This is a genomic window from Sedimenticola thiotaurini (assembly GCF_001007875.1).
GTDB lineage: Bacteria > Pseudomonadota > Gammaproteobacteria > Chromatiales > Chromatiaceae > Sedimenticola > Sedimenticola thiotaurini.
Genome location: NZ_CP011412.1, coordinates 1,455,022 through 1,471,685 on the forward strand (window position 1 = coordinate 1,455,022; position 16,664 = coordinate 1,471,685).

14 protein-coding genes are annotated in these 16,664 nt (G+C 58.4%); 10 read left to right on the forward strand and 4 right to left on the reverse strand.

The window, feature by feature from the left end; genetic code table 11:
• Positions 1 to 74: 74 nt before the first annotated feature.
• Positions 75 to 4,400 (reverse strand): PAS domain S-box protein, encoded by a 4,326-nt coding sequence (locus AAY24_RS18450; protein ID WP_199930510.1) that lies wholly within the window; start codon positions 4,398 to 4,400, stop codon positions 75 to 77.
• Positions 4,401 to 4,765: 365 nt separating this feature from the next.
• Here AAY24_RS18450 and AAY24_RS06550 point away from each other — a divergent pair, with 365 nt between their 5' ends.
• Positions 4,766 to 5,140: a glutaredoxin family protein gene (locus AAY24_RS06550; RefSeq protein ID WP_046859004.1), complete on the forward strand. Its 375-nt coding sequence runs from the start codon at positions 4,766 to 4,768 to the stop codon at positions 5,138 to 5,140.
• A 101-nt stretch (positions 5,141 to 5,241) separates the two neighbouring features.
• Here the strand turns inward: AAY24_RS06550 and AAY24_RS06555 are convergent, their stop codons facing one another.
• Complete coding sequence (locus AAY24_RS06555) at positions 5,242 to 5,631, reverse strand: hypothetical protein (RefSeq protein WP_199930511.1); 390 nt, start codon at positions 5,629 to 5,631, stop codon at positions 5,242 to 5,244.
• A gap of 230 nt (positions 5,632 to 5,861) precedes the next feature.
• On the opposite strand from AAY24_RS06555, the gene AAY24_RS06560 reads away from it, so the two are divergent.
• Positions 5,862 to 6,215, forward strand: a complete 354-nt coding sequence (locus AAY24_RS06560) for a hypothetical protein (RefSeq protein WP_046859006.1) — start codon at positions 5,862 to 5,864, stop codon at positions 6,213 to 6,215.
• 15 nt (positions 6,216 to 6,230) lie between these two features.
• Here the strand turns inward: AAY24_RS06560 and AAY24_RS06565 are convergent, their stop codons facing one another.
• A complete protein-coding gene (locus AAY24_RS06565) occupies positions 6,231 to 6,863 on the reverse strand; it encodes a trimeric intracellular cation channel family protein (protein ID WP_046859007.1) in 633 nt (210 codons plus the stop codon).
• Positions 6,864 to 7,012: 149 nt separating this feature from the next.
• Positions 7,013 to 8,200: an acetyl-CoA C-acyltransferase family protein gene (locus AAY24_RS06570; RefSeq protein WP_046859008.1), complete on the reverse strand. Its 1,188-nt coding sequence runs from the start codon at positions 8,198 to 8,200 to the stop codon at positions 7,013 to 7,015.
• A 426-nt stretch (positions 8,201 to 8,626) separates the two neighbouring features.
• Between AAY24_RS06570 and AAY24_RS06575 the strand changes: the two genes are divergently transcribed.
• The 8 genes from AAY24_RS06575 (at position 8,627) to AAY24_RS06610 (ending at position 16,659) form a co-directional block, all read left to right on the forward strand.
• Complete coding sequence (locus AAY24_RS06575; RefSeq protein ID WP_046859009.1) at positions 8,627 to 8,950, forward strand: ATPase; 324 nt, start codon at positions 8,627 to 8,629, stop codon at positions 8,948 to 8,950.
• An 18-nt stretch (positions 8,951 to 8,968) separates the two neighbouring features.
• Complete coding sequence (locus tag AAY24_RS06580; protein WP_046859010.1) at positions 8,969 to 10,012, forward strand: V-type ATPase subunit; 1,044 nt, start codon at positions 8,969 to 8,971, stop codon at positions 10,010 to 10,012.
• A complete protein-coding gene (locus tag AAY24_RS06585) occupies positions 10,005 to 11,900 on the forward strand; it encodes a V-type ATP synthase subunit I (RefSeq protein ID WP_046859011.1) in 1,896 nt (631 codons plus the stop codon). Before AAY24_RS06580 ends, AAY24_RS06585 begins: the two co-directional genes overlap by 8 nt.
• Before the next feature lie 136 nt (positions 11,901 to 12,036).
• On the forward strand, positions 12,037 to 12,477 hold the full coding sequence (locus AAY24_RS06590) for an ATP synthase subunit C (RefSeq protein ID WP_046859012.1): 441 nt from the start codon (positions 12,037 to 12,039) through the stop codon (positions 12,475 to 12,477).
• Positions 12,478 to 12,489: 12 nt separating this feature from the next.
• Complete coding sequence (locus tag AAY24_RS06595) at positions 12,490 to 12,840, forward strand: V-type ATP synthase subunit F (RefSeq protein ID WP_046859013.1); 351 nt, start codon at positions 12,490 to 12,492, stop codon at positions 12,838 to 12,840.
• Positions 12,841 to 12,842: 2 nt separating this feature from the next.
• Complete coding sequence (locus tag AAY24_RS06600) at positions 12,843 to 13,487, forward strand: V-type ATP synthase subunit E (protein WP_046859014.1); 645 nt, start codon at positions 12,843 to 12,845, stop codon at positions 13,485 to 13,487.
• Positions 13,484 to 15,283 (forward strand): V-type ATP synthase subunit A, encoded by a 1,800-nt coding sequence (locus tag AAY24_RS06605; protein WP_046859015.1) that lies wholly within the window; start codon positions 13,484 to 13,486, stop codon positions 15,281 to 15,283. The genes AAY24_RS06600 and AAY24_RS06605 overlap by 4 nt, the downstream gene beginning before the upstream one ends.
• On the forward strand, positions 15,280 to 16,659 hold the full coding sequence (locus AAY24_RS06610) for a V-type ATP synthase subunit B (RefSeq protein ID WP_046859016.1): 1,380 nt from the start codon (positions 15,280 to 15,282) through the stop codon (positions 16,657 to 16,659). Before AAY24_RS06605 ends, AAY24_RS06610 begins: the two co-directional genes overlap by 4 nt.
• Positions 16,660 to 16,664 lie beyond the last annotated feature (5 nt).

Genomic DNA, 16,664 nt, shown 5'->3' on the forward strand with positions numbered 1-16,664 from the left:
CGCTGTTATCTCCCGCCTTCCGAACCGGCAGCGGCGACCGCTACCGGCACACTCTCTGTCATTCAGGTTGAACCCTACTGTTTATTAATAAAAAGCCGCTCCAGAGAGCTGGCACTGATGGGCTTGCTGAAGTAGTAGCCCTGTGCAAAATCACACTCCTCAGCCTGCAAAATAGCCAGTTGCTGAACAGTCTCCACCCCTTCCGCGATGACCTTCAGCCCAAGACTCCGGGCCATGGAGATGGTCGCCACCACCAGCTCCCTGTCATCCAGATCAGTGGTGATATCACGGACAAAACTGCGATCGATTTTGAGGGTGTCGAAGTGGTAATGGCGCAGATAGCTGAGCGAAGAGTAACCGGTACCAAAGTCATCCATGGAGAGGGCGACCCCCATATTACGCAGGCCGTTAAGAATCTCCACCGAGTCGATCCGATCACTTAACAGGACATTCTCGGTCACCTCGATTTCCAGAAAATCACCCGGCAATCCATACTCTGTAAGGATGTTTTCCAGTCGGACCAGGAACGCCCTGTCCTTCAGCTGCACCGGTGATACGTTGACCGCAACCCGGAATGTCTGCCCCTTTTCATCGCGCCAGTAAGCTGCCTGCTGTATCGCTTTCCGCAACACGTAATCACCGATCTCCACGATACGTCCAGTACGTTCGGCAACCTCGATAAACTCGACCGGAGGCACTTCGCCCAGCTTAGCATTCTTCCAGCGCAGCAGTGCCTCGACACCGACAATCACCTGGGAGTGGATGTTCACAATAGGTTGGAACAGCAGATAGAACTCATCATTCTGCAAGGCGGTATACAGCTGCTCCTCCAGCTCTACCCGCCGCGATACATCCTGGTTCATGGAGTCGGTGTAGAAATTGAATGCATTGCGTCCCAGTGACTTGGAGTGATACATGGCAGTATCGGCATTGCGCAGCAGGATCTTGGATGTATCACCATCGTCCGGATAGATGGCGATACCGATACTGGCGGTCAGCAGGATCTCCCGATCCCCCAGTTTGAAGACCGTACGAAATGCCGAGAGGATCTTCTCTGCCACCCGCTGGGCATCAACCCGCTCATGCAGATGGGCGAGCAACACAATAAACTCATCACCACCCAATCGACCGACAGTATCATTTTCCCGGATCGACTCCCTTACCCGGTGCGCCGCCTCTTCGATAACCTGGTCACCCACTTCATGACCAAGGGTGTCATTCACTTTCTTGAAGTCATCCAGATCCAGGAACAGTACCGCGGAGAGGTGATTTTCCCGTTGCGCCGTACGGACAATCTGGGATAAGCGGTCCAGGGCCAGGAACCGGTTTGGCAGCCCGGTCAGGCTGTCATAATGGGCCTGGTGCAGAATCTTCTCCTCCTGAACCTTACGCAGCGTGACATCCTCTTTCACACCCAGGTAGTGCCGGATGCGCCCCTGACCATCAAAAATGGGCGAGATATGGGCATACTCCCAGAACAGGGAACCGTCCTTGCGCCGGTTCTGGAACTCGCCCTGCCAGGACTGTCCGCTCTGAATCGTGTTCCACAGATCTGTGTAGACCTCCGGTTTGGTTTTGCCCGATGACAGGATGCTGGTGTGCTGTCCCTGAGCCTCTACCGCCGTATAACCGGATGTGCGTTCAAACCCCCGGTTGACATATTCGATCCGGCCGTCCAGATCGGTGATCACGATGGAAACCGGGCTCTGCTCCATGGCCTGGGAGAGGGTGCGAATGGTCTCTTCTGTCTGTTTATGCTCCGTAATATCCGCCGAGGTGAAGATGGCGGCAATCTGGCGTCCGTCATCCCCATAGATTGGTGAGGCGTTAGCCAGTACGTAGGTCTCCGAACCATCCGCCCGGCGGAAAATGACCTCTTTACTGCGGGTAGCATGCTCTTCCACCATGGCCCGCACCAGCGGTGTCTCCCGCACATCCAGCACACGACCATCGGGCTCCTCCATCTGCCAGGTTCGGGACTCCGTATTGATCAGTTCACCTTGGACATAGCGAATTTTCTGCTGCTGTTCATCCGACACGCCGGTGATACGCTGGATCTCCTGATTGACCAGGGTCACGTTCCAGTCCTGGTTCGTTCCCTCCGCCAACATGATGGCAAAAGGGGCCTGGTCAATCACAGCATGCAGGAGCGTATTGGTATGTTTAAGACTCAGCTCCACGTTACGGCGCTCGGTGATGTCCTGCAGGGCGGTAAACCGGACCATCCGATCCTGGTAAAGCATATCGCGTCCGCGAACCTCCGCCGGGAAGGTGGAGCCATCCTTGCGTAACGCCACTATCTCGTAAGGTTCGGTCGTACCGGACGCCATTCTCTGCCGGACCAGCTCCCGGTATTCCGGCCCCACCCACTCTATGGCGGGCTTACCGATCGCCTCTTCCAGGGGGTAACCAAACATCTTCTCTGCGGCCCGGTTCTGTCCCAGGCAGATACCGTTCTCGGATATGAATATGGCCTCAAACGCCGCCTCGGAAAGTGCCCGCAGCTGTCCTTCACTCTTTCTCAGGGCCTGCTCAGCAGCGAGCTTTTCTGTAATGTCATGGGCGATTCCGAACACCATGCCATCCGCCAGGGGAACCACGCTCAGCCGGGCATACCGTTCAGTTCCATCCAGATGGCTGAACACTACATTCCCCAGGTCGTGGGTGGTGTTTGTCTGCAAGGCGTGATCCAGTCCTCCACAGTCAGCCGTTGGACAGATATCGGGGATGGTCAGGGAGGTCAACTCCTCTACCGAACGACCGGTCAGCTTTTCCGCCGCCTGGTTGGCATCAATAAAATAACCGGATACGGTATTGAACAGGAAAATTGCATCACTGGACTGGGCAAACAGTGAATAGAAGCGGGCATCGCTCTCTTCCCGTGCACGCTGGGCATTGATGCGTACTGTGATGTCATTGAAAGCCACCACTGCACCAATCACCTTACCCTGGTGACGCATCGGATAAGCCCGGTACTCCACAGGTATGCACTTACCGTTGGCTGCGCAGAAAATCTCGTGCTCCCGATAGACCCGGGTATCTTCACGCATCGCGGTCAAAATGGGCGACTGGTCTTCTGCATAGGCGCTATCATCAGCGGCGCGCTGACTGATAACATCGGTCAGCCCCTTCCCCAGCAGATTCTCGTCGTCGGAGTAGCCCAGTGTTTCGACACAGGCACGGTTACAGAAAGTAAACTGTCCCTCCAGGTCAATGCCAAAAATGCCGGCACCGGTTGAGGCCAGCAACAGTTCAATATGTTCATGCGAGCTGACCAGCTCCTGGGTGCGGGCATCCACCTCCTCTTCCAATTGATACTTGGCCGTCCGCAGGGCAATCTCCGCCTCCTGCCAACGCCTGCCCACGCCGTTGACAATGGCGAGCCCGATCACCGCAATGGTGATCAGGATAAACACCGTTGTGGCGATTATGGCCCGGGAACGGTTCTGGATCTTACCTAGCAGGGTCTCCTCGTTACGCAGCACCACCATCTGCCAGCCGGAGACTACAGGTATGCTGTAACCGAGGTAGCTGATGGTACTGTCCGGGTTGGTGAAGCGTCGATAACCGGAGTCATCGGGTTGTCCCGGGTGGAGGGAAGCCTTCAGTTGCCGTACCACAGGACGTTGTTGAAACGTCTCCCAGCGATCTGGTAAAAGCCAACCCGGATCGCTGTGGGCCAGCAGGTTCCCCCGTTCATCGAGCAGAAACATCTCGTCGAAGGAGGAGGTGGCAAACTGCTGGATCAGCCGCGACAGGCGTTCCAGGTGAAACACCCCGCCGAGATGGGCGATCATCTGCCCGTCACGGTTGCGCACCGGCGTATTGATGGCAACGGCAAGTTGGCCGTCGGCACCCAGGTAGCTGTTGGAAATCACCGTGTCGGCGGTGCGCAGTGTCTCCTGGAAATAGGGCCGATCGCGCATATTGTGCTTGGTGATGGAACGCTGCACATAATAGGGCTCGGCAAGATAGTGTTCACCATCCGGGGCAAGCAGAAAGAGTACGGAAAAATCGCTGTATTCGTTGAGAAACCGCCGCAGTATTCGACGTCGTTCCGGTTCTGCGCTTTCGGGAACACCACCTATCCCATGATCAATCCGGTCGGGATCAAGGGATTCCTGGAACATCGGCAGATCCGCCACCAGGCGGAGCGCCCGACTGGCCTTATTCATCTCCTGGTCAATCCGGCCCGCCAATGCCGCAGCCAGCGGCTGATTGTGCTCCTGCCAGTGCCCGATCGCCTCCCGTTCCAGGGCGTTGTACAGATAGGTGGCCACAACCAGTACAGCAAGAAAGGCCGCTACACCACCGAGCAGAGTCATCCGCTTCAAACTGGTCAGTTCGGTTTTGGCGAGGGCCACGGTCTGTCTGGAAACAGCGGGCTGATCTGTATTCACACTATCCATTAAGTTAAGAAATCTGGCATGCCGTCTCTCTCCGTGCACTCCCTTAAACTGGCGGGTTATCATCCTACCGGAGACTCTTGCTGAACGGCCGGACTGTCCGACTTGAACTTTCGATGGTTTCCGCCTGGTTCTGCCGGGGTTGCTGCGGAAAGATTACCACGAACCATAGGCAACTGCTTCCATAAATGCGCGCCCAACCCCATCGGTAACAGGTTAAAATCCCATAGGACAGGTGGTTTTTCAGCGGCCCGAACCGTGCCGGGATACCAGGATTAATAACTTGAATAATTTATGGTTATTATCGTTGGATCACATGGTAGGATGCCGCGCTCAAGTAATTTTGACCGGAGTACCGAATGGCAATTGTGCGCTGGATTCTTGGACGACTGATACTGCTGATCGATTGGCTTACAACGCCAGGTGGAGTCAAGCGTCCACCGGAACAACAGGCCGCCCTGAATCAGCAGACCGCCCATCTGTCCCTGTATCAGTTCCAGGCCTGTCCATTCTGCGTCAAGGTACGCCGTTTCCTGAAGCGAAACAGTCTGCAAATAGAGACCCGGGACGCCAAGAGAGATCCACAATACCGCAATGAACTGCTGTCCGGCGGTGGGGAGATCAAAGTCCCCTGCCTGAGAATTGACAATGACCAGGGTGACACTCAGTGGTTGTATGAATCGGACGAGATCATAAGCTATCTGGAACAGCGCTACCTGAAACCAAACGCCTGAATCGACAGAATAATCTGTCCGGCCCCGGGGATTCCCTGGCGGAAGACGCCCACTCCTGCTACCAGCGGAGAATTCATCACCTCTCCCCTGGGACCTGGACCTTACTGCTCAAGCCGAGCCTTCCGGTGCTTCTCCCGGACCATTTCCAGACTCCACTCAAGGTGATACCCGTCCACCTTTTTGACCCACAACTCGTCGGCCACAATGGCCGACAATCGGTCACTGAACCTGCCTTCCACCCGGACCAACTTCAAGACGTATTTCAGTTTGGTTTTCCAGTCGATATTGGTTACGTAGAAGTAGTTGCCATCCGCCGTCTGGACGACAAAATCACGCTCCAGCAGCACATGGGGATCGTCCTTGTCGATTGGGCACAGTTTCCCTTTCGATGCGCAACCCAATCCATTAAACCGCCCCTCGATACGATCAGCCTGGACCACCAGGGGCAGCAGGATCAGGGTAAGTATTAAAATCCAACGAAATTGACTCATGGCTGTCATGGGAAATCATCCGGGTTACGGGCGGCTCAGCTGCGCGCCAGGCGGCGGTTTATGGGGTGCTATGGATATAAGGACCAGAATAACATGGTAATTCTTTCACCAGCCCCAGACTAGCCGGATACGGCAGCCTGTTCTGGACACGAATGCAGCATCGGCTATCATGGAGCACAATAAAAACCGCTTACCACCGATCATTAATCACCAGCCACGAGATTCGCAGTATGCCAGCTCCCCATATCCATACCGCCGTTCCCCTGAGACGCTACCAACTCGGCTCTTTTCTGGTCAATATTCTGGGCGACATCAAGAGCGATGATCCCGCCGAGTATCGCTATATCATGGCGTTGATCGATGAAGGGGCCCAGGAGCCCTGTCTCTACGTTACCGCTGAGGTCAATCCACCGGCACAACGCCAGCAGGGGCGCTATCGCATCCGGGTGGTGCTGGATCAGCAGGAGAAGGAGATGGGTTCCGCCGATGAGTGGGGCGATGTGGAGAATTTCTCCATCTTCAGCATGGGAATAGCGGCCAAGCTGTACCAGCTTGGTGACGAGGAGCCGAAACGACTGGTGTGACAGAGCCGGTCCGGTTCAGCCGGCGGGCCGCCGGTATTGGGGCAACTTCAGGCCGAATAAAATGGCCGCGGTCCGCAGACCGAAAGCGATCGAAAACGCCCCCAGAGTGGCGATCATCTCCCCCACATTCACCAGTTGCAGCAACAGATAGGCGGTGGCACCGGCAACCGCGGTGGTCACATAGAGCTCCCGGGAAGAGAGGATCAGGCTCTCGGCACAGAGCACGTCACGAATGATCCCACCAAAAGTGGCGCTCATAACCCCCATGCAGACCGCGATCAGGGGTGATGCGCCATGGGCCATCGCAATGGCGGTGCCGGTGATGCAGAACGTGGAGAGTCCGATGGCGTCCATCCAGACCAGCGCCCGGTAACGGGAGGTCAGCAGGGGGGCCAGGAAATAGGTGGCCACCGACGCGACCAGACAGATCATCACCATCTCCGGCCGCTCTATCCAGTAAACCGGGGTGGCGCCCAGCAGCAGATCCCGCAGTGTGCCGCCGCCAAGCCCGGTGACACAACCGATCAGCAGGAAGCCCAGTATATCCATCTCCTTCCTGGCCGCCTCCAGCGAACCGGAGACGGCGAACACCGCGATACCGAACAGGCCGGTCCAGTCGATAATACTGCCCAGATCCAGCCCGCTCATGAAACCTGCATCCCACCATTGATCATTTCATACACCAGCCAGGGGAACCGGCAATAACTCGAGATGAACCCACAACCCGGCCCGGTTTTATTATCGAAACGCATGCCGGCGATGGGGCCCATTGACAGCTGACCAGACCGGCCAGGGGCTCAGATCCGTTCAAAAGCGGCCGCGATCCCCTGGCCGCCACCGATACACATGGTCACCAGGGCATAGCGGCCGCCAATACGGTGCAGTTCATGCAGCGCCTTGGTGGTCACAATACTGCCGGTGGCGCCGATCGGATGGCCCAGGGAGATACCGCTGCCATTGGGATTGGTGCGATCCGCCGACAGACCCAGATCACGGCACACCGCAATCGCCTGGGCGGCGAACGCCTCGTTAACCTCCAGCACATCAAAATCCGCCACACTGAGGCCGGTCTGGGCCAGCAGCCGTTTCACCGCAGGCACCGGCCCGATACCCATATAGGCCGGTTCACAACCGGCGTGGGCATACCCGACCAACCGGGCCAGCGGCTTGAGACCTTTCGCCTGCGCATACTCGGCGCTGGCCACCACCACGGCAGAGGCGGCATCATTCAGACCGGATGCGTTACCTGCCGTCACCGTGCCATCCTTCTTGAATACCGGGCGCAGCTTTCCCATACCCTCGATGGTGGCATCGGCGCGGAAATGTTCGTCCCGTTCAAACAGCGTGGTGCCTTTCCGGCTCTTCAGCTCAACGGGGACAATCTGATCGTTGAAATAGCCCTTCTCCCAGGCCTGGGCCGCCCGCCGGTGAGACTCCACCGCCAACGCATCCTGCTCTTCCCGGCTGATACCCCACTTCTCGGCGATATTCTCCGCCGTCACCCCCATGTGGATCCCCTCGAACGGATCGTTCAGGGCCCCCACCATCATATCCACCATCTGGGCATCACTCATGCGTGCCCCCCAACGCAGACTGGGCATCAGATAGCCGGCACGACTCATGTTCTCCGCGCCACCGGCCACCGCAACATCACATTGGCCGGTCTCGATCTGCTGGGTAGCGGAGACAATCGCCTGCAGGCCGCTGCCGCAGAGCCGGTTCACCGTGAACGCCGGCGTATCCACCGGCAGACCACCGGTCACCGAGGCGTAACGGGAGATATACATATCCCGGGGCTCGGTATGAATCACATGTCCCATGACGGTATGCCCCACATCAGCGGGCAGCACACCGGCACGCTCCACGGCGGCGCGTACCACAGTGGTCGCCAAATCCACCACCGGAACACTCTTCAGTCCGCCACCATAACTGCCCACTGCCGTGCGAACCGCGCTCAAAAGAACAATCTCCTTCATCGTGCCCATATCCACTCTTCCTCATCTCTGTCGATGGAAAACCAGACAGCCTTCTTGCTGTCGGCAGCAACAGTCGCCGGCGCTGCAACACACTGTTCAAAACTACTCTAGTAGAGCAATCAGAGGCAATGCAAGCTGGTTTAACAGGGGCTTATATAGACCCTGCTGACAACCGATAACCCTGTCATTAACAAGCCATCTGTTACGCATAATCGGCCCCGCAGATGGCACCCGGTGCAACAACACAAATAATCCGGATCGGCTGGCCGGGTGACCGCTGTTTCAATCCACCTCGGCATGACGCTCCGGTATGGCAGAATATCCAGCGCCTGATATGATCCGATACCGGACAAAACAGCCCCAACATCTGACCTGACGCAATAGCAACAATATTGGTAGTTGATAAACTATTAATTAAGAACAGGGGGATTTCTTATGGATCAGACACTACAACGCCTGCTGGCCGCCGAACAGAAAGCCGAGGCGATCGTGCAGGAGGCGGAGAAAGAGCGCGAGCAGGTTATCCGCAGCGCCCTTCAGGATGCCCGTGCCGAGGAGGAGCGCTTTGAGGCGCGAATCCCGGAACTGCACAGGTCATTCATCGAGAAAGCCGAACAGCGGGCTCAACAGACCAACAACGAACTGAAGAAACGCTATGACGAGCACCATGTGCAGCTGCGCAACATGGCGGAAGAGCGTGAAAACGAAGCGTTGGATGCGGCCTTTCAACTGCTCACCGACCCCGACACGGGTCGCTAAAGGGTAACCGGCAATCCGATGACCAGCACCTCCGGCCAAACCTATCTGAAAACCCGCGCTGCCGTGATGTCCGGGCAGTTGATGGATGAGCAGGATTTTACGGCGATTCTGGCCACGCCCCTGCAGCAGTTGGAGAAGCAGTTCGGGCTGAGCGGAATCAGCGACCGGGGCCTGAGTCCGGCCAATTTGAACCGGAGTATCGAGCGGGGTCTGATCAACCAGTTAATGAACGAACTGACCATTCTGCTGAGGCCCCTGAATGGTCCGGCACGGGAGACCCTGATCCACTGGTCGCGCAAATTTGAACTTTACAACCTGAAGGCGCTGATCCGCGGCAAACTGAACAACCTGCCCTATGACCTGATCCGGGAGAGCCTGCATATTCTGCCGTCCCTGATCAGCCTGCCCCACGAAGAGCTGCTGCGCACGGAGAACGTTCCCGAACTGCTGCGGCGACTTGAAAACACCCCCTACGAGGCCATAGCCCGGCAGGCACGTCAGGTTTATGAAGAGAAGAATGAATCCTTCTCCCTCGACGCCACCATCGATCTCCGCTACTACACTGGTCTGCTCAAACATGCCCAGGGCTGCGACCCGGCGGATCGATCACCGCTGCTGAAACTGATCGGCTCACTGATCGATCGACAGAACCTGCCCTGGCTGCTGCGTTACCGTCTCAACTACCAGCTCTCACCCACTGAAACCTATTACCTGATGATCCCCTCGGGACGCCACATCCATACCGATCTGCTCAAACAGCTGGTCAACATGCAGCAGTTGACGGGGATCCTGGAGGCACTGCCGGCGCCGCTGGACAGTCAACTGTCAGGGGCAGCTTCAATCATGGAGGTGGAGCTGGCCATGACCGAGGCACTCAATGAGCAGACCCGACACTGTCTGCACTTCTGTCCGTCGGCCGTGGCCCGTACCCTCGCCTACATGATGCTGAGGGAGATGGATCTGCAACGGGTGTTCGCCATACTCCAGGGACAGGTACTGGCGCTGGATGAGACGGTGATCCGCCAGGCCGCAGACCTTGACCGGGAGGATGCCAATGTTTAAACCCCTGGCCATGAAACAGGTTGTGATCCAGCTGCTGGCTGACGACCTGCCCCGGGCTTCACTCACCCTGGCCGAACTGGGTGTTTTCAGTCCCAGCAACCGGGAGGAGTTCAACGAATATTTCCCCGATATTCCCGGCGAACATTACCGGGAGATCTATCACCAGGCCTGTTCCAGACTGCAGAAAATCGAGTCCCACATCCCACTCGGACCGGTTACCACCATATCGCCTACCCGGGTGATAAGTGAGCAGGAGCTGAGCAGCACCAACCAGTGGCTGGGAGAGATCTGGGAACGCTGCTCATCCTACGAGGAACATTTCCGGCGCCTCACCGACGAGGAGCACATGCTCAATCAGCTGGAGCAGGCGCTGGACAACTTCGCCTCGTTGAATATCGATCTCTCCCTGCTGCAGGGAGAGCGGCTGTTTCTCGATCTGCACGTGGGCATGCTGCCCAGCGCCAATGTACCAAAACTGCGTGAAGCCATCGCCCTGGCCGATTACCTGCTGTTCAGCTATCTGGAGAACAGTAACAACACCCATGTCATCATCATCGGCATCAAGGGGGCGCGGGTAAAGGAGCTTCGATCGGTCATGGATACGGCCGGATTCCATGCCCTGGAGATACCCCCGGAGCTGCATGACAAACCGGAACGGATCCGCTCAGACCTGCAACGGCGCAGGGAAACCGTTGCCCGGGAGCGTACCGAGCACCAGCAATCGATGCAGGCCTGCGCCGACGAGGTACGCGCCCAACTGGAACAGGCACGCAACCAGTTGATCCTGGCGGAACCCTACGTAGCGATGGGGGATGCGGCGCGCAACCTGGGGCAGCTGTCAATCATCTCCGGCTGGATACCGGAACGGGAACTGCAACGGGTCGAGTCTGCCCTGTACAAAGCACTCTCCGGCCCGTTTCAGATAACCGCCGATACACCGCCCCGGTCACGTCACCGGGAAGTACCCACCTGCCTGCCGGTGAACTGGCTGACCAGCGCCTTCTCCTCGCTGGTCAAGCAGTACGGCGTGCCGCGTTACGGGGAGATCAACCCGACCTTGATCTTCGCCCTCTCGTTCATCGCCATGTTCGGCATGATGTTCGGTGACGTGGGTCATGGTGCGGTGATCATCCTGGCCGCCTGGCTGGGCCGGAAAAAGTTGAAGAGTTTTACTCCGTTCGCCATCTGTGCCGGTCTTTCCGCCAGCCTGTTCGGCCTGTTGTACGGCAGTCTGTTCGGCTACGAACATCTGTTTCACGCGGTCTGGATACCACCCCTGTCGGATCCCCTCTACATGCTCAGCATGGCGCTGTTCTGGGGCATCGGCTTCATGGTGATTATCAGCCTGTTGTATATCCATAACCGGTTGGTTTCCGGGGAGATCAGCCACGCCCTGTTTGATACCAACGGCGTGGTCAGTATCACCCTCTATCTCAGCGTGCTGGCGGGCACCTATCAGCTTTACCAGAGCGGCAGTTTTGGCTGGCTGCCTGCCGCGCTCAGTATCCTCACCCTGCTGACCCTGCTGGCGTTCAAACTGATCGAAACCCAGGCACCACCGGGGGAACGTATGCTGGTGGCCACAATAGAGACCTTCGAGACCCTGACCGGCTACATCTCCAACACCCTGTCATTCCTGCGTGTGGCGGCCTTCAGCCTGAACCACGTGGCACTGGCCATTGCGGTGTTCACCCTGGCCGATATGATGGACGGAACCGGTCACTGGCTGATGGTGGTCGGGGGGAATCTGTTTATTCTCATACTGGAGGGTGCCATTGTGACCATCCAGGCACTGCGACTGGAGTATTACGAGGGATTTTCCCGCTTCTTCTCCGGCGATGGTACCGAATTCAAACCATTGAAACTTTCACTGCAGGGAGTCAAGTAAAGCGGTTTTCTTCAGGCAACAGGCATCCGGAGGGACAGGGCGTTACTTGTCCATCCAACCGGTAAAAAACAGGGCGGAATAGGACCGCCGGAACAGTAACACGACCGTATCTATTGTTAGGCACAAGGAGCAGATCATGTATTGGCTGATCACACTGATGACCCTGGGGATTCTGGGACTCATCATCACCGGGGTACTCATAGAGCTGCATCCCAGCAAGGGAATCAACGGACGCCGCTGGTTCAAACCGGCCATCGGCAGCAACCTGCTGCTGTTTGTGGGCGCCCAGGCGCTGCTGGTCTTTTTCGGCATCCAGGAAGCCGCCGCCGCACCGGCGGTAGCCGAGGCTGGCGAGATCTCCCTCGGTATGGGGCTCGGCCTGATCGGCGTGGGCATCCCCACCGCATTCAGTACCGTGGCGGCCGGCATCGCCGTCGGCCCGATTGGTGCCGCCTCTCTGGCCGTGCTGGCGGAGAAACCGGAGATCTTCGGGCGTACCCTGATCTACCTGGGCCTGGCCGAAGGTATCGCTATCTACGGTCTGGTGATGAGTATTCTGCTGCTGGACAAACTGTAAACCGGAGTTTCAATGAACAGTGTGGATGATCAAGTTGCGCCAACACGCATGATATTCATGGGTGAAGCGTCCCTGACTGACGGTTTCAAACTGATCGGTTTCGAGACCTGGGCCGACCCGACGCCCGAAGTTCTGGAGCAACAGCTGGAGCAGTTGATCAAACAGCGTGAAAAGGCCTTCATCATCCTCGGCCACACCCTGGCCAACTGTGATTCCGACCTATTGAAACAGGTGCGGTCAGAGGGGGGACATATCATCATCACCCAGGTCCCCGCCCTGGCCGACCCGGAAAATTTCCAGTGTGAGATAGATGACAGACTGCAGGTGCTGCTTGGCGGCGGACTGCAACTCTCCCAGGAGTAGTCATGGAACAGGTACACGAACTTGAATCGGCCATCATGGAACGGGCCAACCGACTGGCGGTGGAGTATCGCGAGCGGGCCGGTCGCAGCCGCGACAACATCCTGCAGGAGGCCCACGCACGGCTCCACCTGCGGGAGGAGCGCGAGGTGCTGCTGGCAAAATCCAGGGCGGAACGCACCTTCCGACGCCAGGTGCAGGCCCATGAACTGAAACTACAGAAAGAGATGGATCACCTGCGCTGGAATCTGGTCATGACGGTCAAAAACCAGCTGCGGGAGCGGATACGTCTCCTGGTGAAAGATGAGAAGCGTTACCTGCCCCTGCTGCAGTCACTCATGACCAGCGCGGCCAGCGATTTTCACCGCCCCAGGCTGGTGGCCAGTTTCAACGCCCGGGATCTGGGCCTGGTGCAACCAAAATGGGCCGAGTTTGCCGGGGCCGCCAGCAAGGATAAGGAGATCATCCTCAACCCGACCCCGATCGACTGTATCGGTGGTGTGATTATCAGCAGCGAAGATGGACGGGTGCGCTTTGACAACACCTTCGAAGGGCGCGAGGAGCGACTGACCGACCGGCTCAATCAACTGATTCTGGAACGTCTCTTTCCGGCCGGCACCCTTCAGGACAATCTGGGTGGTATGCGATGAACATGACAAGCAAGCAGGGCACCATACGGGAAATCAACGGCCCTATTCTCACTATCCATCTGCCGGGTATTCGTAACGGCGAGCAGGTCAAGATCGGCGAACTGGGACTGTTCGGCGAGGTGATTGCCCTGAAAGGTGAGACGGCACTGGTGCAGTCCTATGAGTCCACCGAGGGTGTCCGACCGGGAGAGCAGGTGATCGGCCTTGGCCTGTCACTTTCGGTTGAGCTGGGCCCCGGCCTGCTGGGCAGTATCTTCGATGGGGTACAGCGACCACTGGACAAGGTTTTCCTGGAGTCGGGTGACCATATCGGACGCGGCATTCAACTCCCCTCCCTGGACCGGGAACGGGAGTGGCACTTCGTCCCGGAACCGGATCTGGAGATCGGCGGCACCCTCTCCCCGGGCCAGTTGATCGGACGGGTGCAGGAGAGCGCCATTATCGAACACCGCATCCTGGTGCCCCCCACCCTGTCCGGTGAACTGCTGGAGCTGGCACCCGAGGGGGATTATCGACTGGATGACCCGATCGGTCGCCTGAAGCTGGCGGATGGTAAAAATCACAAGCTGATGCTCTACCAACGCTGGCCGGTGCGCACCCCGCGCCCCTATCTGCGCCGGGATCACGGTCTCTCGCCACTGATCACCGGACAGCGCATTCTGGACACCTTTTTCCCCCTGTTGAAGGGGGGCAAGAGCGCCGTCCCCGGCCCCTTCGGTGCCGGCAAGACGGTGGTGCAGCAGCAGATCGCCCGCTGGTCCAACGCCGACATCGTGATCTACGTCGGTTGTGGCGAACGGGGCAACGAACTGGTGGATGTGCTGGAGACCTTTCCGCAACTGCAGGACCCCTACTCCGGCCACAAGCTGATGGAGCGCACCCTGCTGGTGGCCAACACCTCCAACATGCCGGTGGTGGCCCGAGAGGCGTCCATCTATGTGGGCATCACCATGGCCGAGTACTATCGTGACCAGGGCTATGACGTGGTGATGCTGGCCGACTCCACCAGTCGCTGGGCCGAGGCCCTGCGCGAGGTGTCCGGCCGGCTCGGCCAGATGCCGGTGGAAGATGGCTATCCCGCCTATCTGGCCTCCCGCCTGGCCGCCTTCTATGAACGGGCCGGCCGGGTCGAGACCCAGGGTTGCGGTAAGGGCTCAGTCACCCTGATCGGTGCCGTCTCGCCCCCCGGCGGTGACTTCTCGGAACCGGTTACAGCTCATACCAAAGAGATCATCCAGACCTTCTGGGCGCTCTCCAAGGAGCTGGCGGACGCCCGCCACTACCCGGCCATCGACTGGGTGGGCAGTTTCTCAGAGCACGTCGCCACCGCCGCCGAATGGTGGCACAAAGAGATCAGCCCGGACTGGCAACACCGGCGCAAACAGGCGCTGGGACTGCTGGCGCGGGATGCCGAGTTGTCCCGTATTGTAAATCTGGTGGGGCCGGAAGCACTCTCCTCCGCCCAGCGCTGGGATCTGGAAGGAGCGGCCCTGATCAAGGAGGCGGTGCTGCAACAGAGTGCCCTGGATCCGGTGGACACCTTCGCCTCGCCGGAGAAGCAGTTCCTGCTGCTGGATATGGTGCTGATGATCTATGACCGGGGCATGGAGCTGATAGAGCTGGGCATCTCGGTCCAGGAGCTGACCGATCTGCCATTAATGGCCAAGGCACGACGCGCCAAGCAGAACTTCAGCAGCGAACAGTGTGACCAGATTCGCGCCCTGATCGAGGAGTTCAAACAGGCCTTCGGCAAGATCAGGCTGGAGTACGCCAAGTTCAAGGAGCATGCACAATGAGCGCCAGAGAGTATCGTACCGCCGTATCCGCCCAGGGCAGCCTGCTGGTGGTGCAGCAGGCACCCAATGTCGCATTCGGTGACCAGGTACTGATCCGCGACCATCTCAACAACCTGCGCAACGGCCAGGTGATCCGCAGCAGTGAAGACGAGGCGCTGATCCAGGTGTACGAAGGCACCGGCGATCTGGACCTGGAGAACACCTGGGTACGCTTTCTCGATCAGCCGTTGGAGATCAACCTGTCGCCGGAGATCCTGGGACGGATTTTCAACGGCATCGGCAAGCCCAAGGACAACCGGCCGCCGATTCTCTCCAATGTACGCCGCAACGTGAACGGTTCCGCTATCAACCCGGCGGCCCGCACCTATCCCCGGGAATTCATCCAGACCGGCATCTCCTCCATCGATGGACTCAACTCCCTGGTGCGCGGCCAGAAGCTGCCGATCTTCTCCGCCTCCGGCCTGCCCCATAACCGACTCGCCGCCCAGATTGTGCGACAGGCCAAGCTGGTGGATGAGGAGAGCAGTTTCTCGGTGGTGTTCGCCGCCATGGGGGTCTCTTATGCTGATGCCCGTTTCTTCCAGGAGGAGTTTGCCGATTCGGGTGTGCTGGGCAATGTGGTGATGTACATCAACCTGGCCGATGATCCCCCGGTGGAACGGCTGGCACTGCCCCGGGTGGCCCTCACCGCCGCCGAGTATCTCGCCTTCGAACTGGATCGCCATGTACTGGTGGTGCTCACCGACATGACCAACTACGCCGAAGCATTGCGGGAAGTGGCCACCGCCAAGGGGGACGTCCCCTCGCGCAAGGGCTATCCCGGTTATCTCTACTCGGATCTGGCGGAGATCTACGAACGTTCCGGGCGTATCAAGGATCGCCACGGTTCGGTGACCCTGGTGCCGGTGGTCACCATGCCCTCGGATGACATCACCCACCCGATCCCGGACCTGACCGGCTACATCACCGAGGGGCAGATCGTGTTGAGCCGGGAGCTGCACAACCAGGGGGTCTATCCGCCGGTGTTCATATCGCCATCCCTGTCACGCCTGATGAAGGACGGGATCGGCAAGGATGATACCCGGGAGGACCATCCACGGGTCGCCAACCAGCTCTACGCCATGTATGCCAAGGCGCTGGAGACGCGCAACCTGGCGGCCATCATCGGGGCCGAGGAGCTGTCCGAGCGGGATCGCCGCTACCTGAAGTTTGCCGAGGCGTTCGACAGCCAGTTCATCGGCCAGGGTGAAGATGAGGACCGCTCGATTATCGAGACCCTGAACCTCGCCTGGGAACTGCTCAGCATGTTCCCCAAGGATATGCTGACCCGGGTCAGCGAAACCGATCTGGCCAAGTACCATCGGTCCGACAAGTAAACCGG